21 protein-coding genes are annotated in these 23,586 nt (G+C 50.2%); 11 read left to right on the forward strand and 10 right to left on the reverse strand.

Going from position 1 to position 23,586, the window contains the following annotated elements; genetic code table 11:
- Positions 1-66 precede the first annotated feature (66 nt).
- Positions 67-1,266 (forward strand): DNA polymerase IV, encoded by a 1,200-nt coding sequence (dinB, locus tag Enr17x_RS19645; protein ID WP_145311420.1) that lies wholly within the window; start codon positions 67-69, stop codon positions 1,264-1,266.
- A 17-nt stretch (positions 1,267-1,283) separates the two neighbouring features.
- On the opposite strand, the gene Enr17x_RS19650 is transcribed toward dinB, so the two are convergent.
- The 3 genes from Enr17x_RS19650 to Enr17x_RS19660 form a co-directional block, all read right to left on the reverse strand.
- A complete protein-coding gene (locus Enr17x_RS19650) occupies positions 1,284-2,840 on the reverse strand; it encodes a sulfatase family protein (protein ID WP_145311421.1) in 1,557 nt (518 codons plus the stop codon).
- Between the two features lie 143 nt (positions 2,841-2,983).
- A complete protein-coding gene (locus Enr17x_RS19655) occupies positions 2,984-5,215 on the reverse strand; it encodes an ABC transporter permease subunit/CPBP intramembrane protease (protein ID WP_145311422.1) in 2,232 nt (743 codons plus the stop codon).
- Positions 5,215-5,991: an ABC transporter ATP-binding protein gene (locus Enr17x_RS19660; protein WP_145311423.1), complete on the reverse strand. Its 777-nt coding sequence runs from the start codon at positions 5,989-5,991 to the stop codon at positions 5,215-5,217. The genes Enr17x_RS19655 and Enr17x_RS19660 overlap by 1 nt, the downstream gene beginning before the upstream one ends.
- A gap of 444 nt (positions 5,992-6,435) precedes the next feature.
- On the opposite strand from Enr17x_RS19660, the gene Enr17x_RS19665 reads away from it, so the two are divergent.
- The 5 genes from Enr17x_RS19665 to Enr17x_RS19685 all read left to right on the forward strand — a co-directional run bounded on the left by Enr17x_RS19665 (position 6,436) and on the right by Enr17x_RS19685 (position 11,042).
- Positions 6,436-7,692 carry an outer membrane protein assembly factor BamB family protein gene (locus Enr17x_RS19665; RefSeq protein WP_145311424.1) on the forward strand — a complete coding sequence of 419 codons (1,257 nt, stop codon included), beginning with the start codon at positions 6,436-6,438 and terminating at the stop codon, positions 7,690-7,692.
- A 42-nt stretch (positions 7,693-7,734) separates the two neighbouring features.
- A complete protein-coding gene (locus Enr17x_RS19670; protein WP_145311425.1) occupies positions 7,735-9,114 on the forward strand; it encodes a hypothetical protein in 1,380 nt (459 codons plus the stop codon).
- A 14-nt stretch (positions 9,115-9,128) separates the two neighbouring features.
- Positions 9,129-9,332: a hypothetical protein gene (locus tag Enr17x_RS30105; RefSeq protein ID WP_145311426.1), complete on the forward strand. Its 204-nt coding sequence runs from the start codon at positions 9,129-9,131 to the stop codon at positions 9,330-9,332.
- A gap of 70 nt (positions 9,333-9,402) precedes the next feature.
- On the forward strand, positions 9,403-10,476 hold the full coding sequence (locus tag Enr17x_RS19680) for an NAD(P)/FAD-dependent oxidoreductase (protein ID WP_198000683.1): 1,074 nt from the start codon (positions 9,403-9,405) through the stop codon (positions 10,474-10,476).
- A complete protein-coding gene (locus tag Enr17x_RS19685) occupies positions 10,473-11,042 on the forward strand; it encodes a class I SAM-dependent methyltransferase (RefSeq protein WP_145311428.1) in 570 nt (189 codons plus the stop codon). Before Enr17x_RS19680 ends, Enr17x_RS19685 begins: the two co-directional genes overlap by 4 nt.
- 10 nt (positions 11,043-11,052) lie before the next feature.
- Here the strand turns inward: Enr17x_RS19685 and Enr17x_RS19690 are convergent, their stop codons facing one another.
- Positions 11,053-11,295, reverse strand: coding sequence for a putative signal transducing protein (locus Enr17x_RS19690; protein WP_145311429.1), 243 nt, complete (start codon positions 11,293-11,295; stop codon positions 11,053-11,055).
- Between the two features lie 307 nt (positions 11,296-11,602).
- Here Enr17x_RS19690 and Enr17x_RS19695 point away from each other — a divergent pair, with 307 nt between their 5' ends.
- A complete protein-coding gene (locus Enr17x_RS19695) occupies positions 11,603-12,820 on the forward strand; it encodes a dipeptidase (RefSeq protein WP_145311430.1) in 1,218 nt (405 codons plus the stop codon).
- Between the two features lie 588 nt (positions 12,821-13,408).
- Here the strand turns inward: Enr17x_RS19695 and Enr17x_RS19700 are convergent.
- A complete protein-coding gene (locus Enr17x_RS19700; protein WP_145311431.1) occupies positions 13,409-14,644 on the reverse strand; it encodes a hypothetical protein in 1,236 nt (411 codons plus the stop codon).
- A 7-nt stretch (positions 14,645-14,651) separates the two neighbouring features.
- Here Enr17x_RS19700 and Enr17x_RS19705 point away from each other — a divergent pair, with 7 nt between their 5' ends.
- A complete protein-coding gene (locus Enr17x_RS19705) occupies positions 14,652-15,491 on the forward strand; it encodes a hypothetical protein (RefSeq protein WP_145311432.1) in 840 nt (279 codons plus the stop codon).
- A gap of 741 nt (positions 15,492-16,232) precedes the next feature.
- Here Enr17x_RS19705 and Enr17x_RS19710 read toward each other — a convergent pair.
- Both Enr17x_RS19710 and Enr17x_RS19715 read right to left on the reverse strand, forming a co-directional pair.
- Complete coding sequence (locus Enr17x_RS19710; RefSeq protein ID WP_145311433.1) at positions 16,233-17,237, reverse strand: hypothetical protein; 1,005 nt, start codon at positions 17,235-17,237, stop codon at positions 16,233-16,235.
- Complete coding sequence (locus Enr17x_RS19715) at positions 17,234-17,434, reverse strand: hypothetical protein (RefSeq protein WP_145311434.1); 201 nt, start codon at positions 17,432-17,434, stop codon at positions 17,234-17,236. Before Enr17x_RS19715 ends, Enr17x_RS19710 begins: the two co-directional genes overlap by 4 nt.
- Before the next feature lie 29 nt (positions 17,435-17,463).
- Between Enr17x_RS19715 and Enr17x_RS19720 the strand changes: the two genes are divergently transcribed.
- A complete protein-coding gene (locus tag Enr17x_RS19720; RefSeq protein WP_145311435.1) occupies positions 17,464-17,826 on the forward strand; it encodes a hypothetical protein in 363 nt (120 codons plus the stop codon).
- 119 nt (positions 17,827-17,945) lie between these two features.
- Here Enr17x_RS19720 and Enr17x_RS19725 read toward each other — a convergent pair whose 3' ends face one another.
- Positions 17,946-18,881, reverse strand: a complete 936-nt coding sequence (locus Enr17x_RS19725) for a YybH family protein (RefSeq protein ID WP_198000684.1) — start codon at positions 18,879-18,881, stop codon at positions 17,946-17,948.
- A gap of 470 nt (positions 18,882-19,351) precedes the next feature.
- On the opposite strand from Enr17x_RS19725, the gene Enr17x_RS19730 reads away from it, so the two are divergent.
- On the forward strand, positions 19,352-19,612 hold the full coding sequence (locus Enr17x_RS19730; protein ID WP_145311437.1) for a hypothetical protein: 261 nt from the start codon (positions 19,352-19,354) through the stop codon (positions 19,610-19,612).
- 122 nt (positions 19,613-19,734) lie between these two features.
- Here the strand turns inward: Enr17x_RS19730 and folD are convergent, their stop codons facing one another.
- Together folD and Enr17x_RS19740 are read right to left on the reverse strand one after the other, a co-directional pair.
- Positions 19,735-20,610, reverse strand: coding sequence for a bifunctional methylenetetrahydrofolate dehydrogenase/methenyltetrahydrofolate cyclohydrolase FolD (gene folD, locus Enr17x_RS19735; RefSeq protein ID WP_145311438.1), 876 nt, complete (start codon positions 20,608-20,610; stop codon positions 19,735-19,737).
- A gap of 70 nt (positions 20,611-20,680) precedes the next feature.
- The gene (locus tag Enr17x_RS19740) at positions 20,681-21,172 is read right to left on the reverse strand and encodes a phosphatidylglycerophosphatase A family protein (RefSeq protein ID WP_145311439.1); all 492 of its coding nucleotides are present in this window, start codon (positions 21,170-21,172) and stop codon (positions 20,681-20,683) included.
- A 323-nt stretch (positions 21,173-21,495) separates the two neighbouring features.
- On the opposite strand from Enr17x_RS19740, the gene Enr17x_RS19745 reads away from it, so the two are divergent.
- Entirely contained in the window at positions 21,496-23,217 is a 1,722-nt protein-coding gene (locus Enr17x_RS19745) for an NADPH-dependent assimilatory sulfite reductase hemoprotein subunit (RefSeq protein WP_145311440.1), read from the forward strand.
- Positions 23,218-23,586: the final 369 nt, after the last annotated feature.

Genomic DNA, 23,586 nt, shown 5'->3' on the forward strand with positions numbered 1-23,586 from the left:
CGTAAAAACCAAAGCGACCTCTTTATAAGTGAAGTTAATAAACAGATCAGGCCAACGATTGCTCTCATGCGCACGATCCTGCACGTAGACATGGACGCGTTTTATGCGTCAATTGAAGAGCGGGACCACCCGGAATTGAAAGGACAGCCAATCATTGTTGGCGGTCGTGCAGATCATCGGGGTGTGGTTTCCGCAGCGAATTACAAAGCGCGCGAGTTCGGCGTGCACAGCGCCATGCCGATGAAAACCGCGAGGCAACTTTGCCCGCAGGCGCACTATTTTGCGGTTCGCATGCACGACTACGCGGAGGTCTCACGTTCGATTCAGCAGATTTTTCGAAAGTACACGCCGTTGGTAGAACCACTGTCGCTGGATGAAGCGTTTCTGGATGTGACCGGCAGTCGTCTCTTATTCGGCACCGGAAAAGAAATCGCGACAACAATTAAAAGCGAGATTAAAGAGTCACTCAACCTGATTGCGTCTGTCGGCGTGGCTCCCAATAAATTTCTGGCGAAAATTGCCAGCGATGCAGACAAGCCGGACGGCCTGGTAATTGTTGAATCTGATAAAATCCACGACTTCCTTGATCCCCTGCCAATTTCCCGAGTCTGGGGGATCGGCAAGGTGGCCACCCGACGTTTTTCCAAACTGGGAATCAATACTATATCTCAACTGCGGGCACTTGATCCGGGATTATTAACAGAACTGTTCGGCGAACAGGGGCAGCATCTATGGGAACTCTCACAGGGAATCGATGAGCGTCCGGTCGTACCCGAACGGCAGGCCAAATCGATCTCGCGCGAGACAACGTTTTCTCTGGATGTAACTGATCTGGAAATTCTGAAAAGCGTTCTGATTGAACTGGTGGAAGACGTCGCCCGCCGACTCCGTAAAAATGAACTGCGGGGCAGAACCATTCAGCTCAAAATTCGCTACGATGATTTCTCGACCTTTACCCGCGCCCTGACGGTCAATCAACCGACTAACATCACCAGAGAAATCGAAGAAGCCGCAATTCTACTGCTGGAACAGAGACTTCCCGAGCGACCTTTAACCATTCGGCTGATCGGCGTGGGCGTGACCGGTTTTGATACGGGAACTCGACAACAGCGTTCCCTGTTTGATGAAGAAGATCAGCAGAAACACTCGCGGCTGGATCAGGTCAAAGATCAGATCGCCAATCGTTTCGGAACGGAATCCATCAAACGCGCGAACCGGATTGAGGCGGATGAACCGGACGAGCCAACCGCATCGGAATCGGATTAAAACCAACCCGTTACAACTTAATCATTAAGCGGAGGCGCCCAGCGTACTTTCTGAGTGATGTCGAAACGAACGTGCGTGTCGTTGGACGCTTTCTGGCCGGGTCGGCTCGTACCCTGGTCGATTAACCGCTTGAAGTCCGCTTTCATCTGCGCGACTTTTTGTGGACGTTGCTTTGCGAGATCATGCTGTTCGCTGATATCGTTGTCTAAATTATAAAGTTGGGGAATCGTTGGTTTCCCGCGCAACTGCTGTAGATTTTTTCCACTCATTTTGAACACGAGTTTCCAGGGTCCATCGCGATAAGCAAATTCGCCGTGATTAGAATGATTCACCAGCGAACGCCGGGCGGCTTCGTTCGGTTTTCCCTGTAACGCCGATAGAAAACTGATACTGTCTTCTGCTCCGCTTTGCGGTAATTCTGTTCCCGCCAATTCAGCCCCCGTCGCCAGCAAATCGGTCAGGCAAACCATTTGCTGACTGCTGGCTCCCGATTCGATCTGTTTTGGCCAGCGCACTACCAGCGGCACACGATGACCGCCTTCCCAGACATCTCCTTTATGACCGCGATAAGGGCCGCTGGGAAGATGGCCGGCGTTGATCAGATCTTTCCAACCAGTGTAATGAGAGTGTCCGTTGTCAGCGGTGAAAATCACAACCGTGTTTTCTGCGATCCCTGCTTTATCGATAGCATCGATAATCTGCCCCGCAGACCAGTCGGTTTCCATGACAAAGTCGGCAATAGGTGCGATTCCACTTTTACCTCGAAATGGTTCTGAAGGAACCACCGGTTCATGAGGGGACGTCATGGAAAAATAAAGGAAGAAGGGAGAGTCCTGTTGTGATTGCTCTTTGATATAGTCCACAGCGCGATTTGTGATCTCCGGCAGAATCTTCTGCATTCGCCACCCGGGAGCCGCGGGCGCTCCCACAAAATTTTTCGGTAAGACGATGCCTTCACTGGCATCCAACTGATAGCGTACGGTGGGTTGTGTCAGCACACGATCATTTTCGATAAAGGTGAACGGAGGCATATTCGGCAAATCGACGCCGAAATAGTAATCGAATCCCCGATCGATGGGTCCTCCTTTGATCGGTTTTGTAAAATCCCACTCCAGGTTCCACTGTCCGTTTTTTTTCTCCATCATCTGACTTGGCTGTGGTCCAGGCCAGTTCCATCCCAGATGCCACTTCCCGATGCAGGCCGTCCGGTATCCCTGTTTCTTTAGCAATCCGGGGAGGGTCAAACGTTCTTCCGTAATCAACGGCGGTTCATAAGCGGCGATGACCCATTCCTGCATGCGGGTTCGCCAACTGTAGCGGCCCGTTAATAATCCGTAGCGGGTGGGAGTGCAGACCGCAGACCCACTATGCGCATCAGTGAAGCTCATTCCCTCACGCACCAGTCGATCGAGATAAGGCGTGGCAATTTTGTTGTTCGGATAGTGTGCCTGGATGTCGCCTACGCCAAAATCATCGGCCAGAATGACGACAATATTCGGACGTTCCTGCTGATCTGCGTAAAGCGAAACGGGACAGATAAAGAACAGGATTAACAAGTGCATTTTCAGAGGCATGGATCTCTCCGGTGTGTCATTAACTTCGAATCAGAGACTTTCATCGTAAAGGGAACCGTAAGTGAAAGAAACGATATTTCAGACGTTTTTTCAAACGCGGCAGGAATCTGTAGAACCGTTGAACGCGTCCCAGCGAGAGACCATTAAGCCGCGGAAGGATCAGTCGCAGGCTCTGGTGCGCGTCGATTGCTGATATAAATCAGCACAAAGCCGGCAACCACAATCAACAGTGAGCCTCCAAGCCAGGAAATCGGAAGATGCTTCTGATTCTCCAGATTGATTTCCCAACGGGACAATGATTCCTGATAACTGGCAATCGTAATTAACAACCCATTGTGAATCATGTGCAGCAGGATGCCGGGAATCACACTACGTGAGATCACATTCACGTATCCCAGACACAGCCCCATGAAGAAGCTGGGAAAGAAACGTTCGATAAACAACGAATCGCGCACGATGACATGAAACAGTGCAAACAGAAAGGACGAGGCCAGAATGGCACTGTTCGATGAAAAGCGATTCAGGAGCGAACTTAACAGATAGCCACGGAAAAACAGCTCTTCACACACAGCCGGTAAGACAGCCAGTGAGACCAGTTTGACCCATAAGGGAATAGACGCCAGTTCCACTTTCATGGATTCGAATAATTTGGAAAGTGACTCGACCCGGGCATCGGAGAGCGCCATGATTTCAATTTCGTAAGCGAACGGCCAGAGCGTAAAACCAAGCAATATCGCGGCGAAACAGGAAAGCACCTTCGGTCGATACCAGCGAAATCCGCTTTTCAGTTTCACGCCTCCCAGCCAGGCAAACAGGAGCGGGATCAAAAGAAACAGGCAAAACGTGAGAGTGCCTGAAACCAGCAGGCGTTGCGAGAATGTGATTCCCGCTAAATGGCTGATGAATGCAGCAGAAAGAATAAATGCGGGAAACATGACGGCGAGACAGAGCATCGCATTATTCAAAGCAGGTACGAGATGCGTTTTTTTTGCCCGCTTGAAAAAATCAGACCAGGAGGTTTCGCTTTGATACAAAATTGTATCGGTGCCAAAAATGCGTGCCGCGAGACTCAGCGCCACCACGGCGTAAAACAGCGTAGAAAAGACGGACACAAAAAACAGCAGCGGCCGGGCTTCATGCAGCAGAAAATCACGGCTGAGCAGCACAATATTCGCTAAAGGCACCACCGCCCAGATCAATGTCATTTTTAAATTGGGCACCATTCCCAAAATGCCGGGCGCCATCGAAATCAGCATCAATGGAATCAGATAAGCCTGCGCTTCTTTAAAACTACGGGCAAAGCTGGTAATACACAACAATACCGCAGAAAAGAATGCAGCAAAGATCACCAGCAAAAACAGAATTTCCACCAAAATTAACGGCGTCATTCCCTCACCAAACAAAACCGTTTCCAGCCCGTTAGCATACGCGGTTGCCAGCATCGCTGTTATGTTCACAAGCGCGGTCAGAATCGCCACAACGAGCACTGCAAAAAACTTGGCTGACAGAATCCACATACGCGGAAGTGGCGCTGCTATCAATGTTTCCAGTGTACCGCGTTCGCGTTCACCGGCAGTCAGATCAATGGCCGGATAGACAGCGCCGGTCATGGTCATCAGGATTAATATCAAGGGGACGATCGTCACCAGTGAATAAGCCTGTCCCATTTCGGAATCCACAGTCGAAACAGTGGTTTCAAAGGGAACTAGCCTGCTCTCTCCCATATTTTTGAGCAATTGATCCCGGTAATTCCAACGAACTGCCTGTAAACGTTCCTCAACATATTCCGCTGCACGCCGACTGTGTGGCGATTGGGCACCGTAAATGATTTCGAATCGGCCGCTGGTCTGCTTCTGTTTTGTTTTATTATTCTCGAATTCCAGCGGAATATAGCGTACCCCCACATCGACCGACCCTTCACTGATCAACTTGGAGAGGCTGGAGTGTTCGCCGCTTTCATCAGCGATCATAAATTTGATGATCGGCTTCTCCTGCTGGAAAACGGACAGCACATTACTCTTTGTTTCCTGATCGGGGGCTGCTTTGTTCAACTTTGCCGATTTTGTTTTTTCTTTCTCGTCCAGCATCGCATCACCCTGATTAAACAGGGCACGAAACAATTGTGCTTCCGAATCGTTGGGAAGTACGATGCGATATTCAACTTCACTGATTTGCGTCACTTGCTTCAGCAAAAACTTCTGCAGCATGAGTCCGAGTAGCGGATAAACCAGCAAAGGCATTAAAATCAGAGTGATGACCGTCCGACGATCGCGCAGAATTTCGCGCAGCTCTTTTTTCAGTAAGCCTGAAAACCGAAACGTGGGAGTGGGTGTATAGATGCGGTGATCAGAATCCTGGTCATACGGAGACGCCATTAAATAAACTCCCGTTGCGCAATGGGAATCGATTCAGCAGGCTCAACGGGCGCATCGAGCAGTTGCAGGAAGATTTGAGTTAGCGTTTGGCAGGACGTGCACTGCTGCAGTTCTGCCAGGGTTCCTTCGTAACATATTTTACCATTGTGTAACAACCCGAACCGGTCACAGAGCTGTTCTGCTTCGTCCAGTCGATGCGTGCAGACAATCACGGCTTTGCCTTCATCGCGCAAAAGATCGATGTAATCGAAAATGACTTTACTGCCCACGACATCCAGACCGCGCGTCGGTTCGTCCATCAGCATCACAGGGGGATCGTGGATTAGTGAGCGTGCCAGATTGATACGTTGTTTTTGACCGGTACTCAGGGTGGCAGAACGACGATCCAGAAAGGGGCTGATCTCGAACAGACGCGACAGTTTTTCAATCTGGTCTTCTGCCTGAACGCGGGGAACACCATAGACGTCTGCAAAAAAAGAAAGAATTTCGCGCGGCGTCAGCCATTGATACAGGCCGGCACTGGTCGAAACCAGACCAACCCGCCGTTTGATTTCATCGGGATGACTCGAAACCAGAAAGCCTTCCACTTCGGCATCGCCGCTGGTTGGTTTTAGCAGTCCGAGGATCATGCGGAGTGTCGTCGTTTTGCCGGCACCGTTGGGTCCCAGCAATCCATAGACTTCTCCCTGCTGTACCTCGAATGAGATATGATCGACGGCCAGAACATCTTGAGTTCCCGCCTCAAAAATCCGTGTGAGTTCTTTAACAAGAATCATGCTGGCCCGCCCCCTGCTCTCTCCTGACAAGTGAAGCGCAATCCCTGCGCCCGGAATTTTCACGAAACATTTCGTTCCTGAAAAGACAGGTCTCGTCTCGACAAAAAAATAGAATGGAAAGGATTTGCCTGCTACAAATCCGTTGATATCACAAAGAACCGTGATCAGAAATGCTGGCGCATACTCAACGAGATTTGGAACTGGGTCATTCTAACAAACTCAATGCCAATCTGTCACGTACTAAATAAAAATGTCAGTTGGAATACAAGAATGCCCCCCTCTGAATTACTTGTACATTTTTGTACCAGGCTCTTATTTTTCCAGCAGTCCAAGAACCGTGTTGAATCCCCTTGCACCCGGCTGTTGGCGCGACCACAATACACAAAAACGATTCTTAAGTCCTCCGCAAGCTCTGCGCTAATTCCTGAGATCAAAGGTCATACGATGAGATTACTGATCCCCCGCTACTGTCTCAACGGCATTCTAGTCCTCTGCCTGATCACGAATTTTGCCGTCGCAGCAGATGACTGGCGCGTCTGGCGGGGACCGAACGCGAACAACATCGCGACTGAGGGTGAAACACCTCCTACCAAATGGGGCGAATCGGAAAATATCCGCTGGAAGGCGGCTCTTCCCGGTCGAGGACATTCCTCGCCCATTGTCGTCAATGATCGTGTTCTGATTTCCACTGCTGATGAAGCAAAGCAAATTCAATCGGTAGTCTGTTTTGATCGTGCTTCGGGGCGGCAGCTCTGGAAAACCGATGTGAGCCAGGGTGATTTTGCTCCCAAAATACATCAGAAAAATACGCATGCTTCTCCTACGCTGGCTTCGAATGGGAAAATGGTCTTCGCCGTCTTTCCGCAGTTCGACCGGATTCAATTGACGGCCCTCGGCCTGGATGGTAAACAAAAATGGCAGATCAAGGCCGGCGGTTATCTGCCACAGGCATATCAGTTTGGTTACGCCCCTTCCCCTCTGCTCTATGAAGGGAACGTCATCGTCACGTCCGAATACGAAAAGAACGGCTTTATCGCCGCCTTCGATCAGCAGACGGGCCGCGAAGTCTGGCGGATCAAACGCCCGGAAAAAATGAATTTTTCCACCCCGATCGTCACTCGAATCGCGGGCCGCGATCAGATGCTGCTGAGCGGCAACGCCAAAGTCGCCAGCTTTGATCCCCAAACGGGACGTGATCTCTGGTCCGCCCCGGCAATGTGGCTCGTCAGTTGCGGGACGATGGTCTGGGACAATGATCTGGTCTTCACCAGTGGCGGGTTCCCTTTAAAAGGGACCATGGCCGTCAAAGCCGACGGTTCCGGCAAAGTGGTCTGGACGAACCGTGTGAAATGTTACGAGCAATCGATGCTGGCGCACGCAGGTTATCTCTACGCGGTCGACGATAACGGCATCGCCTATTGCTGGAACGCACAAACGGGGAAAGAGCAATGGAAAAGCCGCCTGGGCGGAAAAGTCTCTTCCTCACCCGTACTCGCCAACGGGAATCTCTATCTGACGAATGAGCGGGGAACAACCTTCGTCTTTCGCGCTAATCCCGACAAGTTCGAACTCGTGGCTGAAAATCAACTCGGCGATGAAGGTTTTGCCACCCCGGCGTTCTGCGGCGATCAGATCTTTCATCGCGCGGCAACCAGCGCGTCTGGGAAACGGCAGGAATTTCTGTACTGCATCGGAGAGTGAATTTCCCACTCCCGGCAGCGGGAGAATGAATAAGGCGAAAACATGGCTGCCAACTGGTTACTGCTGATGCTTGTTTTTGCGACGCCGAGTCAGTCCGATTTCTCCGTCGACCAGTTATTCGAACAATACGAACAGAATCGCAACTCCTTTCAATCACTGGAACTTGATTGTGTCTACGACTGGAGCCATTCAGAAGAACTTGCCATCAGCATTGACGCGGAAATCGAGAATTTAAAAATCCAACTGCAGTCAGAGGACTTACCCAGGGCCGTCATTCAGCGGATCAAAGCCAAAGCCTCTCCCAACGCCAGTTTCGAGGAAGCAAAGCAAGAATTTATTGCACACCGCGCCATGATGCGAACGCTGGAGCTGCGTGGGATTCTCCAATACGAGCATATTACCTTTTGCATGACGCCGAAACTTTGGGATCTGCGTCTCTATCTCAATCCGAAAATGTCGAATTCGCGCCAGAAAGCGGCCCTCGCCCGTGGCTTAACTTCCTTCACCGGCGGCGACTTTCAACAAGCACAACGGAAGACCATCGGAGAATGGTTGTGCCTGGAACCTTATCCCAACAGCACCGTCCCAGTGGCTCTCAAGAAAACCATCTGGGACACCCGCCATTCGCCTCTGCCGCTGTTCTTCGAATCAGGGCTACTCAAATCAGACTCAACAACGCATTGGGATACGTTCTGGGACGATCGTAATCAAATCAAATTATTCGGCAGTTGGACTTCAGAAAGCGGTGATTCACTTCAACTGTTGATCAAGCCGATCGACGAACTTCAATTTCAGTTCGTCGCCCTTGATATTGCGAAGGGGACCATGCCTCGCTGGACTGCGGTCATGCGCTGTATTGACGACCATCGCGTGGAGACTTTGACGCAGGAACAGGTCACGAAACTCGCACAACAGGTCGGCTCTCTCAAGGACCAATCCACCACCGATGTCCACCTGGCGGCAGGCCCGTTTTATATTATCTACTACGAAAAGTACCAGAAATTCGACACTGCCGGCTGGTACCCTTTGCGGCTCATCCATAACACGATCGCGCAGCATACGACCACAGAAACATACCAGAAGAAACTGGATTGGCGCGAGACGCCATTCGGTATCGGCAGCATCAAAACTATGCAGGTCAAGTCAATCGCGGTGAACGATGATGTCTCGCCTGTAGAGCCTTTGAAACTCCCTCCCAACACGATCATCCTCGATCTCGATACCGCCAATAACACGATTACGGATGACACGCCCGTGAAAGCAGCCGATCGTTTCATGACGCGTCTGTTGGGACGCATGCTCTGGGGTACACTGAAACGGAACGCGGCGATATTCATTGGTGGAACGTTCATCGTCTGCCTGATCGGATTTCTGATCTGGAGGCGTCTCAAACGGAACTCGTTACCAGCAAGTGAAGTCTAACAGGAGTCCCGTTATTGAAAACCAGCAAACACCTTTTACGTTGGAGTGTCTTTGTTTTCACTCTCATCGTTTCCCTGGCGATGATTGTTTACTCCTTTTTTAAGCTGATGAGCTTCGATCGATGGCCATTCAAGGGGACGATTATGATTGCCTGTTTTCTGGGAGGGGTTGCGTTACCGATTATAGTTGTTACTCTCTTTCCCGGTGAAGATGAATGAAGTGTAAGAATTCACTTTGATGATTCTGATGACGATCCCTGTACCTGTTCTCTTTATACTTTTGTGCGATATGCCTCAGCAAACTGAATTCGATATAATCCTGGTGGGGCAGGGTCTGGCGGGAACCGCGCTGGGCTGGACGTTACAAGACCGCGGGTATCGTATATTGCTCATCGATCGCTGTGAGACGACGACATCGTCGAAAATCGCTGCGGGGCTGATTACGCCGATCACCGGTTTGCGGCTGGTGGTCTCCTGGCGGCTGGAGGAATTCCTGCCCTTCTCGACCGGGTTCTACCGAAAGATCGAACAGAAAACCGCGTCATCTTTTTTTGAACTCAAACCGATGTTGCGGCTGTTTTCTTCGGAACAGGAGCAGGAACAATACCGAAAGCGTTCTGAGACGCATTTCCCCGAACTGGTTTCGCTGCCAGAGCCACTTGCTGATGAAAGTGCGTTTGAGATGAGCCGGGGCGGTTTTGAAATGACGCAGGGAGGGCAACTGGATGTGCCAACTTATCTGAGTGTCTCCCGCACGCACTTTTCCACACAGAATTGTTTTCTGGAAGCAGACCTCGATCCTGTCAGTGATGTCAAGTTTGAACCAGAGCGAGTGATTCTGCCGCGCTGGAATCTGTCGGCTGACAAAATCATTTTTTGTGAAGGCATTCATGGTCAACAGAATCCCTGGTTTCAATCCATCCCGTTTGAAGGAGCTAAAGGAGAAATCCTCACCTTGAAAATACCGGGGCTGACAGAACGACGCGTAGTACATCGGGGTGTCTGGCTGGCGCATTGGCAGGACGATCTGTATCGTGCCGGTTCGACCTATGATCGCGAACATCTTGATTGTGATCCAACAACCGCCGGTCGCGAGGAAATCTGTGCGCGACTTTCCGAGTTTCTCAAGCTCCCTTTCGAAGTGGTTGACCATCGGGCAGCCGTTCGACCGGTGATTCGTGGTCGCTTACCAATTATGGGCCTGCATCCTGCGCAGAACAAAGTCGGATTTTTTAACGGCTTTGCATCGAAGGGCAGCCTGCAAACCCCGTGGATGGCGAATTATTTCGTCGAAGTACTGGAAGGCAAACAGACTTTGGACAAACATCTGGACCTTAGCCGAAAAGTCAATCTCTCTCAATGACACGCTTAACCGACCGAGCTCATCAACTGATTGCTGCAGAGCTACAGGCTGGGGAAACCGCTGTCGATGCGACGGCGGGCAATGGACACGACACGCTGTTTCTGTGCCAGAGGGTGGGGCCAGCGGGCCAGGTTTATGCTTTCGACATTCAACAAGTGGCACTGAAACAGGCGGCGGAATTGCTGCACCAGTCCGGTTTTTCAAACTGTGAATTGATTTGCTCCGATCATAGTCAGCTCAAAAACCTGATTCCTGAAGATGCCCAGGGACGCATTGGTGCGATCATGTTCAACCTGGGATATCTGCCCGGCGGAGACCATAGTCAAATCACACAAACGGATTCGACTCTGGCCGCGATCGAAGCGGCGCTGTTATTATTACGAGCTGGTGGCATCCTGACCGTAATGGCATATCCCGGTCATGAAGGAGGTGATTCAGAAATGACGGTGGTCGCGGAACGTTTCCGCCTGTTGGATGAGAGTCATTTTAAAACCGAGGTCATACTGGCGCGTTCGGAATCAACGAGCGCACCACGACTTTTTGTGGCACGAAAGCGGGAGTGCTAACAGCGTCAGGCTATTCTTCTTCAGATGAATCGTCTGCGGATTCGGATGACTCGCGAATCTCTTCAATGATCTGGCGGGCACGGTCCACATCGTTTGACATGACATCAACTTTGACTTCAAAGACCCCGGTGTAACCTGCCTGAAGTTCATTTTCGAGCATGCAGCGTATCCCTTCCCCTTCCAGCGTCATTTTAATAAATTCCGCTTCCATGACGTTTGTGGTAGAATACACAGTTTCGAGGCTTTCGCTCATCGCTAATTTTCCTTAAGACAAACCGTCCATGTTATCTGATTCGATACATGGAGCGCTCAACAGTCAGTCAGTTATTTGTTTTGCATCTGATCAAGCTAACTGGAAACGCAATTTACTTCAATACTGTTTTCCACACTTGAGGTCAGATCCCTGACAAAGAGACAGAGTCTCATTTGATGCTTGTAATCTAATATAGCTCGGCGATACTCTGAAAGACGGCGCCATTCCGAATTTTCCCGGAGAATAAAGGGACGTTATGAAATTTCACTCCTCATCCGTTACAATCAGGGCAAAACGTGTGCTGCTGATGCTTGTCTTGCCCCTGATCCTTGCCCCCGGTTCGTTATCGGCTGAGGATTCCCCCCGCAAGCCGGTCGTCCTGACAGAGCGTGCACGGAAGTTGCATCAACAATGCCTGGTGATTGACGGGCACAATGATCTTCCCTGGACCATGCGTCAAAAAGCGGCTTCTTCATTCAAACAGGCCGACATCTCAAAGCCTCAGCCAAAGTTTCATACGGACATTCCGCGACTCAAACAAGGAAATGTTGGTGCCCAGTTCTGGTCTGCCTATGTTCCCTCTGAAACCCGACTCGAACGGCGTGCCGCCCATGAGACGCTGGAGCAGATTGATCTGATTCACCGGATGATCAAACGCTATCCTGAAACCTTCGAAATGGCATCGACGGCCGATGATATTGAACGAATTCACAAGTCGGGAAAAATTGCCTCGATGATCGGCGTGGAAGGCGGGCATTCGATTGAAAATTCGTTGTCTCTGCTGCGAGTGTTTTACGGACTCGGCGTCCGCTACATGACGTTGACGCATTCGGACTCACTCGACTGGGCCGATTCAGCCACCGATGATGCCAAAAACAAAGGACTCTCTCCATTCGGTGAAGAAGTTGTGCTGACGATGAACCGACTGGGAATGCTGGTTGACATTTCACACGTTTCTCCGGAAACAATGGAAGACGTTTTGCGTGTAAGCAAAGCCCCCATCATCGCCTCACATTCTTCTGCCCGCGCGATCGCCGATCATGCCCGGAATGTTCCCGATGAGATTCTCAAGAAAATGAAACAGAACGGCGGTGTGGTGATGGTGAATTACTTCTCTGGTTTCGTGGTTCCCGAATCGGCCCGGCAGATGACGGAAATGTTCAATGTCCGCCGCGAGCTGAAACAGAAATATCCGAACGAAACGGAATTCAACCGGGAATACAATCGCTGGAAAAGCAGCCACAAAATGAAACCGGGCACGATCCACGACGTCGTCGATCACATTGATCACATCGCCAAAGTCGCGGGCGTGGAACACGTGGGCATCGGCTCTGACTTTGATGGCGTCTCAACCCTGCCCCAACAACTGGAAGATGTCTCCACCTACCCGCTGATCACCCAGGCGTTACTAGATCGGGGATACACGGATCAGCAGATCAAGCAGATTATGGGACAGAATCTGATGCGTGTGTTGCGCCAGGCAGAACAGGTTTCGAAAACACTGCAACAGCAGCCGGAGGAATAACAGGAAGTACTGCTCAATTTTCATCTGAGTGCCGGCGCGACGGTTTTGTAAAATACACGCGTGAAAGAAATCAGCGCGTGCGCAAACCAAAACCGTTCTCGATTGAGGTATTCCGATGAGACGACAGAAACCCATGTATCAACTGCTCTCCTTTGCTTTCCTTTCTACCACCGTCGGTAGTGACAGGCATCCTATGATTTGGCGGAACCGGGTCAAGCTGGATTGCACCAATGTTTCGCCTTTGATCGCTTATCATATCGCTAGGTACGCCTGGGATAGTGTGATGATGTCGTGCGAAGCGTCACGAAGCGTCGGTGCACATAGCGAAGCAGTCAGAGCCGGTCGAGCAAAATGTGGCTCAAACAAGGGCTTTTTGATGGTGTTGTTTTCGACAGGCTGTCGATATGCCAAGTATTTTTTGTGCTCGTCTCGCGCACGCGACGTTATCTCCGCATTCTCAACACCGCCGCACGTGGGTCAAGACAGAAAAAAAATGCCCTGTTTCCAGGGCATCTGGTGGTTTTCAGAAAATCAAACCGCGGTCATTCATACCATTTTTTCAGTATGCACAGACCGCGGTTGACGCTGCTACGGCTTTGGTGCAGTCAGCACAGGTTGCGACGTCACCGGCGGACCCGGCAGCGATTTCTGAGCAGACTGCTGACTTTGCTGCTGCAGTTCTTTCAGATAGTCCTGCAACAACTGGTACGTATTCTGGAACTCTTCACGATTGGTAATCATGTGATATTTCGAATCCAGCTGAATCTGCTGATAATTCTGGATCACGGTTTCCAGTTCGACAATCGAAGGAGCCGCACCGTTTTCGGAAAGCCCTTGGGGCAACTCCAGGTAATCCTGCCAGACCTCGGTGAGGATTTCATCCAGTTGCTGGTGCGCACTCAGCAGGGCGTATTTCAAATCGTCCTGATTCAATTCCTGCTGCGCCAGCTTGGCGGTCTCTTCATCCACGCGGAGCATATTCCACGTTTCCGAAACGCCATTTTCGAAGTAGATAATCACGGTCGATTTATCTCGAGTCAGACTATCCAGTCCGGTCTCCATCGTGATGGGATCTTCCTCTCCCACTTTCCACGCAACCCGTTGTTTGGATTGATCAATGGCTCCGTGCAGTGGCAGCGTGACATTGCCGTCCTTATTGAAATAAGTCCCGGCAATCGCACCATTTTTTCCCACCGCCAGTTGCACGGTCACATCGACGTCACTTGTTCCCTGAGGAACAATCGCGAACACGCCCACGGGCATCCATTGATCCGCCTCTTCGGGTGGCTGCACACTCTCTGCAATCTGATCCGCCTCAGACTCATACACGGTGACCGGAGCGACCTGCGTGCCATCGTTGTAGATGTAACCGTCGCTGACGGTGTAGTTATAAACCACAGGATTCAGATTGTTATATCCAATCCACGAGGTCAAACCACCAAACGTGGCCCAGACCCAGGGTCGGTAAGCATAGCGGCGATAATGATAATAAGGGTAGTATCCATAGCGGCCGTATCGTCCATAACGGGGTCCGTAGAAGCTACTGAATCCATAACCATACCGGGGACGGTAGCCGGTCCAGTAACCAGGTCGATAATGATAGGGTCGATTTCCTTTTCCGGTACGAGGGCCGTTTCCTCGACGGTTACCGCCAGGCCGGAGACCATGGTGGTGATGACCATTTCGGCTTCCCGACGCAAAGTTGTTCCCGCGCGAATTGAAACCGGAGCTACGATCTCCACTGCGACCACTTCGCGAGCTGGCGCCCGAAGATCGATCGAACGTTCGACTTCCCGACCCACTGCGACTATAACGGGGACTCAAACCAGGGTTGCTTCCCCGGTTTCGACTTATCGATCCGCTACGATTATTTCCGCGATTAATTCCAGGGCTTAAGCCGGGATTTCGACTCCCGTTTCGGCTGGCCGATCCACGGCGACTACTTCCAGGACTTAAACCGGGAGTACGATCTCGATTTCGGGAACTCGAACTGAAACCGGATGATCCGGAACGAGACCGCGTACTGCTGCCGGGACGTAATCCGGGATTCCTGTTGCTGCTACTGCTTCGTGGTCGTGAAGAAAACGAATTTCGCGAAGAGCCTGATCGACTGCTTCGAGATGAATTCCCCGGACTTGATGGACGCAGGGTGGACCGATTGATCCGGCTCGAACCTGAGCCGAATGAGCGTGACGAACCTGCGTTCCGTGGGCGATTGTTGTTATGCGAGGGAGCACTTCGTCTTGAAGAAAAACTGCCTCGCGAGAAGGAACTTCCCCCGGAAGATCGGGAACGTGAAAATCCGCTGGACCGACTGCCACTGCTACGCGACATTCGCCCCGAGGAACTTCCTCTTGATGAACGTCCACTGGAGTGGCTGCCTCCACCGCGGGACATACTTCCGCCGCGACTGCCACCACCGCGGCTTCCTCCACCCCGACCACCTCGCTGGGCGAAGCTGTCGAGCTCGCTGATAAACATTACCGAGAGTAATGTTAAAGTAAAAACTGTAAACTGTTTCATTTCTCATACCTTTTCGATCAGTGAGAGAAATCTGATCGACCTATATTGTGCTGGCCACGAGAGGGGTAAAGAGAGGGTTCACCTGCTCGAGGTCCGCAAGAATAATTGTGTTCAACAATTCTTATTTGAGATTGAGAGTTCCAAATGAAAATCGCTATCAATTCTAACGGGTGTCTGCCAAAAGCAGAGTCGTTGCTGCCGAGAGTGGAATCGCTTTTGAAAAATACTCTCCCACTGTTTGAGTCCCACTTTTATGTGATGTCATCACCTTCACACTACCGGCCTCAGCCACATATCTGAAATTCAATTCCAGTTGGCAGACCCGTATCGGGGACACAGAAAACAACAGGAGCAGCCTCGCAGGCGAAACTCCGTCTTTCAACAATCAACCTTGTGGGGCAAGGTGAACCGCACATGCAAAGACAGGCGGCTTGTGTATGGGGTATCTTTTAAACGACGTTACAGGTGAGAGATTATAACAATCCGCTTCGAAAATATTTCGCAGCTTTTGTTTTGGCTCTCAATCACAGACAGCATTCTGACTCTGATTGACTTGTCGTTTTCAACGTGGGTCGCGTCCTGCTGAACCAGCGAACAATCCTTGCCCGCCTTCTGTAATCACGATAGGTAGGAAAATCGTGAAAGTCAATGTGAAGACAGTATATCGAAAGCTGTACCCATTAAGATGTCAGATTATTTCACCCAGAAACTGCCTCAAAAAAGGCAAAAACCCTGATTCCCAGAGGTTTTTGAAATTATCGGAAAAGTGCATTTTGTATCAGACACCTTTAGATTCAAGGATTTTAGAAGCCTGAATAAAAAAATGCCCTGTTGCCAGGGCATTCATTTGAGGTTTGCAATTTCCGATCAGCGGCTGCCTTGCGGTAGACTAACTGGTCGCAGCCGGTGGCGGTGCCGGTACTTCGGGTTGCTGTTCCAGATCTTTGAGATAATCATTGAGCAGTTGATAAGTTTTCTGGAATTCCGGACGTTTTGTCAAAACCTGATATTTGGAATCCGTCTGAATCTGCTGATAGTGTTTGATCACGGTTTCCAGTTCGGCTTTCGTAGGAATCGCCGTTTCAGAATAAATACTATCGGGTAAAGCCAGATAATCCTTCCAGGAATCATCCAGATTACTCTCGAGTTCCTGATAAGAAGTCACTAGCTGGCCCTTTAGGTCTTCGTTGTGAATTTCCTGCTGTGCCAGCTTGGCGGTTTCTTCATCAATCCGCTGCATGTTCCAGGTTTCTGAAACGCCTTCACTAAAGTAGATAATCACTTTGGATTGATCTTTGGTGAGACTGTCCAGTCCGGTTTCCATGGTGATGGCATCTTCTTCGCCAACTTTCCAGGCGACGCGTTGATTCTTTTCATCGATGGCACCTTTGAGAGGCAGCGTGATGTCGCCGTCTTTCTTGTAATAGGTTCCCGCGACCGCACCATTTTTTCCGACAGCCAGTTGTACGGTCACATCGACTTCTTCAACTCCTTCAGGAAGGATCGCGAACACGCCAACAGACATCCATTCCGATGCATCATCGGGCGGTGGTACACTCTCTGCGATCTGGTCGGCCTGCGTTTCGTATTCACTCACGGAAGCGACCTGTACGCCGTCATTATAAACGTAGCCATCATTGACCGAGTAGTTGTAAATCACAGGTGTTGCCGCGCTATAACCAATCCAGGCTGCGACGCCACCAAAGGTAGCCCAGGCCCAGGGTCGGTAGCCATATCTGTGATAATGCTGGTACGGATTGTATCTGTACCCGGGACGATGGCCGTGCCAGTATCCGGGCGGGTAATAAGGTTTGTTTCCATAACCGGGTCGGTTTCCAGGGGGACGATTTCCCGGCGGCCTGTTTCCGGGTGGCTTGCCACCACCTGGTTTCAAACCGGGTTTTCCGCCTCCTGGTCGATTTCCATTTCCAGGACGATTACCGTTCCCTGGTCGATTTCCGGGACCACTGCCAGGACGATCGCCTGGCTTGAGTCCGGGTTTTCCACCACCGGGTCGATTTCCACTCCCAGGGCGGTTTCCACTGCCCGGACGGTTTCCACTGCCGGGAGATAAGCCCGGGTTACTTCCACCGGGCTTGTTGCCTGGTTTTGTGCCTGGTATGCCTGATCCTGGCCGGCTTCCGCTTCCCGGACGACTTCCACTTCCAGGTCGTAATCCGGGATTTCCCGATCCACTTCCCGGTCTTGTTGATGGTCGTGTTGATGGCCTTGAAGAACCGGGCTTACGATTTGAAAAATCGAGCGTTTTTCCTGGCTTTGAAGCTGGTTTCGAAGGTCGTGATGAAGGCCTACTTGAAGACGGCCTGCTGAATGAACGTGAAGAACTGGGACGACTCATCGATGGACTACGTCTTGATGACGAACCTCTGGAGGGAGCCGGACGCGCCGAACGTGATGCGCCACCTCGGCTGCCGCCACGGGAAGCGCCGCCACCTCGTCCACCGCCGCGACCTCCTCTCTGAGCAAAACAATCGAGCTCGCAGATAAACATCATTGCGAGGAAAGTCATCGTTACAGCAGTAATCTTTTTCATCAGTTCAGCCTGTTCAATCACGAAAGAGGAGGCATGTCATCAATTGAGTTATTTAGAGTCAAGTGCAGGTGGTAAGCGGACCACTTTTACTTGATCGATATCTGGTTCGTGTATGTTTCCGACTATTCGGTTTTCCGATTTCCAGAGAAAACTGTCTTCGTCGTTTTCGTTGAAAATATAGGTATTTGTTGCGGTAGCACGAGTGCCATCCTGGAGTACGCCGACTTTTTGAACTACCCAGTTAGAGCCGTGTCGCGACCAGTATCCTTCAGCCACTCCACCATCCGTATCGAAGGTCCAGCTTTTGATCTGTTTTCGGATCGGATCCCAACCAACGCGTTGCGTCCCAGATAGAACAATACGCCCCTTCAGATTAACTTTAAATTTGCGGAGAATGAAGTTTTTATTTTTACTCCAGACGGCTGATGTATAAATGCTGGAAGAATCTTCCCGATCCACCCACTCTCCAATCATCCATTCCAGAGGTTTTAAATGTTCGTAATTTGAAGGAACTTCTTCCGCTGACTCACGTACGGAAGTGAGTAACCACTTTCCATCTTTTTTAATACGAATCGCGGAGAAACGGCCGACGACCGGTTTTCCTTCTGGTGCAGGATCAACTTCCGAGGTGCCGTCAATCAGCACAATATCAGGACGGAGAAAGCGAATGGAATTCGCATGCACTTTTATTTTGCGTCCGCAACTGGAATGGAAGTAGTTTTCAAACTCATCATGAATCGCATCGCGGCCCACGTAATGCGTGCCGGTTTCATCGATGTAATCGCCGTCTTCATCCCACATTTCAGCGATCGCACTCGCATCGCGGTGATTGAAGGCTTTCACAAATGCCTGATTCGCTGCTTTAAGAGCCACCAGTTCAGAAGTGGAGCCACCAGAGATCGTCGGCGGAGCGGAGTCCTCGGAAAATATATTGGCAGCGACTGAAAGAGAGAGAATCAGCGCGAGAGACACAGACAGCTTCATAACTTTGCTCCCCAACACAGACATCCAGTTCCTAAATGCCTGAATTGCAGATGAATACGATGGGAGCCTCCTTTCAAATCCGCGCGAACAATCATTGTCCGGTCTACTTAGTCAAGATAGGTCTGTATTTTGTGGATGTCAACAAAAAGTAAGTAAGACGGCGAAAATAGACAAACAATCAGGCGTCTCCCCCTTCCTGCATTGATTGCCTTGAATCGGATGTTCTTGATATGAAGAATTTCAAGTGGCTAAATCGAATTTCAGGTTTTTGAATTATTTATGAATTCTTCAGAATTCTATGGAATAAAGTTGTGAGATCGAGCCTCTTATAGGCGATAGGGAGGTCTTGTTTGATTTTTGAGAACAGGCCTGAAAACAGGGTTTCCTTCAATAGGTACTGAATCAAACCCGGTTTGTGAGTTTCTCATACTTGCAGATCAGATATTCCATTGAGAAAACGGAGAACTGAGATGAAATTACTGTCGACACTTTTCACACTGTTGGGTCTGACACTGTTCGCAACTGGTTGCACCAAGCCTACTGAGCCAAAACCTGCCGAGACCCCTGCTGCCGAAACACCTGAAACACCAGCCGCACCAGAAGGTGATGCCGCTAAACCAGAAGGCGATGCCGCCGCACCAGAAGCTGACGCTGCGAAACCAGAAGGCGATGCTGCTAAGCCAGAAGCAGCAAAACCTGAAGCCAAGCCAGAAGAAAAGAAGCCTGAGTAATCTGCTTCTCCCTGCTTTCAGGGTATGAAACCCAAAAGCTCTCCTGAATCTTTCGGGAGAGCTTTTTTTAATGATCGTACCAGAGAAACGATTAGGTTTTATATTTCTGGACAAAACCTGAATCAATTGGAGAGATTTCCGGTCAGAATCCGGGCAGCCGCTAATGTATTTTTCAAAAGCATGGCAATCGTCATCGGCCCTACTCCGCCGGGAACAGGCGTAATCGCTGAGGCAACTTCTTTCACGGATTCAAACGCGACATCACCGACGAGCTTTCCATCTACGCGATTGATGCCGACATCAATGACAATCGCACCAGGCTTGACCATGTCTGCGGTCACAAATTCGGGCTGACCAATGGCGGCGATAATGATATCAGCCGAGCGTACGATCTCTTTTAGATTCTGTGTACGACTGTGGCAGATGGTGACGGTGGCATCTGCACCCACACCACGCTGAATCAGCAGCATGGCCATTGGTTTTCCTACAATCTCACTACGTCCCAAAATAACCGCGTGCTTGCCTCCTGTCTCCATTTTGGTGGAGAGGATCATCTGCTGAATTCCATAAGGCGTACAAGGCAGATAACGGGGACGTCCCTGTACTATTAACCCCACGTTTTCAGGATGAAAGGCATCGACGTCTTTCAACGGATTCACGATATCCAGAATCGCCGTTTCGTTGATATGTTTCGGTAGCGGAAGCTGAACGAGAATACCATGCACACTCGAGTCGGCATTTAATCGCTGCACCAGATCGATCAATTCGGCTTGGGTTGTTTCAACGGGTAGCCGTATTAGCGTACTTTGAATGCCCGCTTTTTCACAGGCACGCTCTTTATTCCGAACATAGACGGCACTTGCCGGATCGTCACCGACCAGAATTGCCGTCAGATGCGGAACCACCTGTGATGCCGTATTGAACTCGGCTACCTCCTGAGCAATCTGTTCACGAAACGAAGCAGAGAGTGCTTTGCCATCAATAATTTCTGCAGACACGCTGTCAAATCCTTGAATAAAACTTCCGTGATTATCAGTTCGTCCACAACATAACGCATCAGCCGAAAATCTAAAACCACCCCAACAGAATTAATGTGAGGTAAAGGCAAATCGCAGCGTAAATGGCGGCCACATAGTCATCCGCCATAATGCCCCAACCGCCATGAATCCGATCAAAATATCGAACCGGCCACGGCTTCCAGATGTCAAACAGACGGAACCAGAGAAAAGCAATCACCGAATAACATAAGAAGCGCAGATCGATGGCCCGATCAAACACAGGCAGCATCACGACCGTAAATGCACCAATTTCATCAAAAACGATACAGCCGGGGTCGTCCAGTCCCAGAATTTTTGCCCCCCGATCACAGAAATAAACGCCCACCAGAAACAGTACAACGGAGACCAGAAGATAAACGGGCAAAGAGAGATTGAGCCACAACATCCCCAAAACCAGCGGGGGTCCTAACAGGCTGCCGAATGTGCCGGGGGCCTTGGGAATCAGGCCCATTCCGAGCCCTGTCGCAAACAGCAGAATCGTTTGATTTTTGAGGTTTCTCATTAATGATAAAGTTTCAAGCTGCAATTTCTCTGCTATGCAGGAAGAGAAAAGTCACTATTCAAGATAATCGAAGTCGTTTATACTCTACTCGGAAGCAATTTTCCGGGTACAAATGAACAATTCACTTTTCTGAAGTGAGCTGTTCCTGTAGAGGTAAATCTCTACAATTCTGAGTGATCCAGTCTTTCAAAGTCATGAATCGTACCTGAACGACCAGAGATTGCCAATTGGATTCAAACTAAACCTACCCAGCCATTTAGAAACTCTTCCTGTGAAGCGGAATTCTGAATGCCATTACGACCATACCAACCAGGATTGAAGACATGACATCCCAAGAAGGCCCCAAGCTTTCCAAACTGGAACACCTCAAAGCTGGCAGCCACCAGCTTCGTGGAACCATTGCTGAAGAATTATTGAATGACAGCGATGAATTCACTGGCGATTCGACTCAGCTTTTGAAACACCACGGCACTTATCAGCAGGATAACCGTGATCTCAGAAAAGCCAAGAATCCGGATGGAACCCGCAAGGGAAAAGCGTATAGCTGCATGATCCGCACCCGGGTTCCCGGCGGTAAAGTCACCCCGGAACAATTTCTGGCCGAGTTGGATTTATGCGATCAATACGGCGATGGCACCGTGCGTTTGACTACACGTCAAGCATTCCAGTTGCACGGCGTGATTAAAGGCAACCTGCGTGCAGCCATTAAAGGAATCAATGATTCCAAGCTGACCACACTGGCTGCCTGTGGTGACGTGAACCGAAACGTGATGGCGTGCCCAGCCCCTTACAAAAACAATGCGATCTTCGACTCCATGCAGGAAATGTCGTACGCACTCGCAGAACATTTGCGGCCGAAAACCACATCGTACTTCGATTTGTGGATTACAGACGAAGATGGCAACAAAACCAACGAAGCAGAGTTCCAGCCGGTAGAAGAACCGATTTACGGTAAAACCTATCTGCCGCGTAAATTCAAAATTGGCATCGCTCTACCTGAAGACAACTGTGTCGATATTTTTACACAGGACATTGGCCTGCTGGCGATTGTCGAAGACGATGCAATTATCGGATACAACTTCTATGTCGGTGGCGGTATGGGAGTCACACCCAGTAACAAGAAAACCTACCCTGCTCTCGGTAAGCCTCTGGGCTTTGTTGAAAATGATCAGGTGCTCGCCGTTGCGGAAGCGGTCGTCAAAGTCCAACGTGATTTTGGAAACCGGGAAGACCGCAAACAGGCACGCATGAAATATCTGGTCGACAATCTGGGTATCGAAAAGTTCCGGGAAAAAGTGGCCGAATATCTGGGTTCAGCGATCACAGCCCCCCGTGATGTTGAAGTCACCGGAATCGACGACCACATGGGCTGGCATGAACAGGGGGATGGCAAACTGTTCCTCGGCGTAAATATTGAAAACGGCCGGATCAAAGATGATGGAGACCTCAAGATCAAAACCGGTCTCCGCAAGATTCTGGAGACTTACAGGTTCAACTCACGTATCACTGCGAAACAGAGTGTCATCTTCTGTGATATTGATCCTGCGGATAAAGAGGACATTGAAAAGATTCTGTCAGACCATGGCATGAAACGCGCCGATGAACTCTCGGTAATTCGCCGCCTCTCAATGGCGTGCCCTGCCCTGCCGATGTGTGGCTTGTCGATTACCGAATCAGAACGAGTCCTTCCCGATCTGATTACCGAGTTCGAAGAAGAACTAACACGGCTGGGACTGCAGGATGAACAAATTTCAGTCAATATGACCGGCTGCCCGAATGGTTGTGCCCGCCCTTATGTTCCTGATATCGGACTGGTCGGAAAAGCGGTTGGTAAATACACGCTGTATCTGGGCGGCAACTCACTGGGGACTCGTCTGTCATTCATCTATGACGATCTGGTTCCAATGGGTGAAATCACGAGCCGGCTCTCGCCTCTGCTGGAATACTTCAAAGAAGCGCGTGAGGCTGGCGAATTGTTTGGCGATTTCTGTCATCGCATGGGCAAGGAAGCATTACAGGAAAAAGCCGGTCTGGCAGCGAAGTAACATTCGACCCCGTTTTTGGAGATTTTGCCGAACCTGATACGAGCAAGGCTCGTCTATCATTTTGACAAAATCAATCCGGAACGGGTTGACCATGAGTGATTCAGCAGGTAGATTATCTGCACAAGAAGGCAGTCCTGCTGCCGAGACCAACGATCAATTGAGTTGAAAACAAATGCAAATTCACAATCTGCTAAACCTGAACCTACTACTAAACCTGCTATTCCAAGCCAGGTCCTAGGTTCTTTGTACGATTGTTAATCAAAACAGCGAAACCCTGAGACCAGATTGGCCTCAGGGTTTTTTATTTTACCCACTGGTACTATTCTGGTCTCTCATTAGCTCCCTTGATCGGGAGCAGAAATTGATTCA

The sequence above is a fragment of the Gimesia fumaroli genome, from assembly GCF_007754425.1.
Classification (GTDB): Bacteria; Planctomycetota; Planctomycetia; order Planctomycetales; family Planctomycetaceae; genus Gimesia; species Gimesia fumaroli.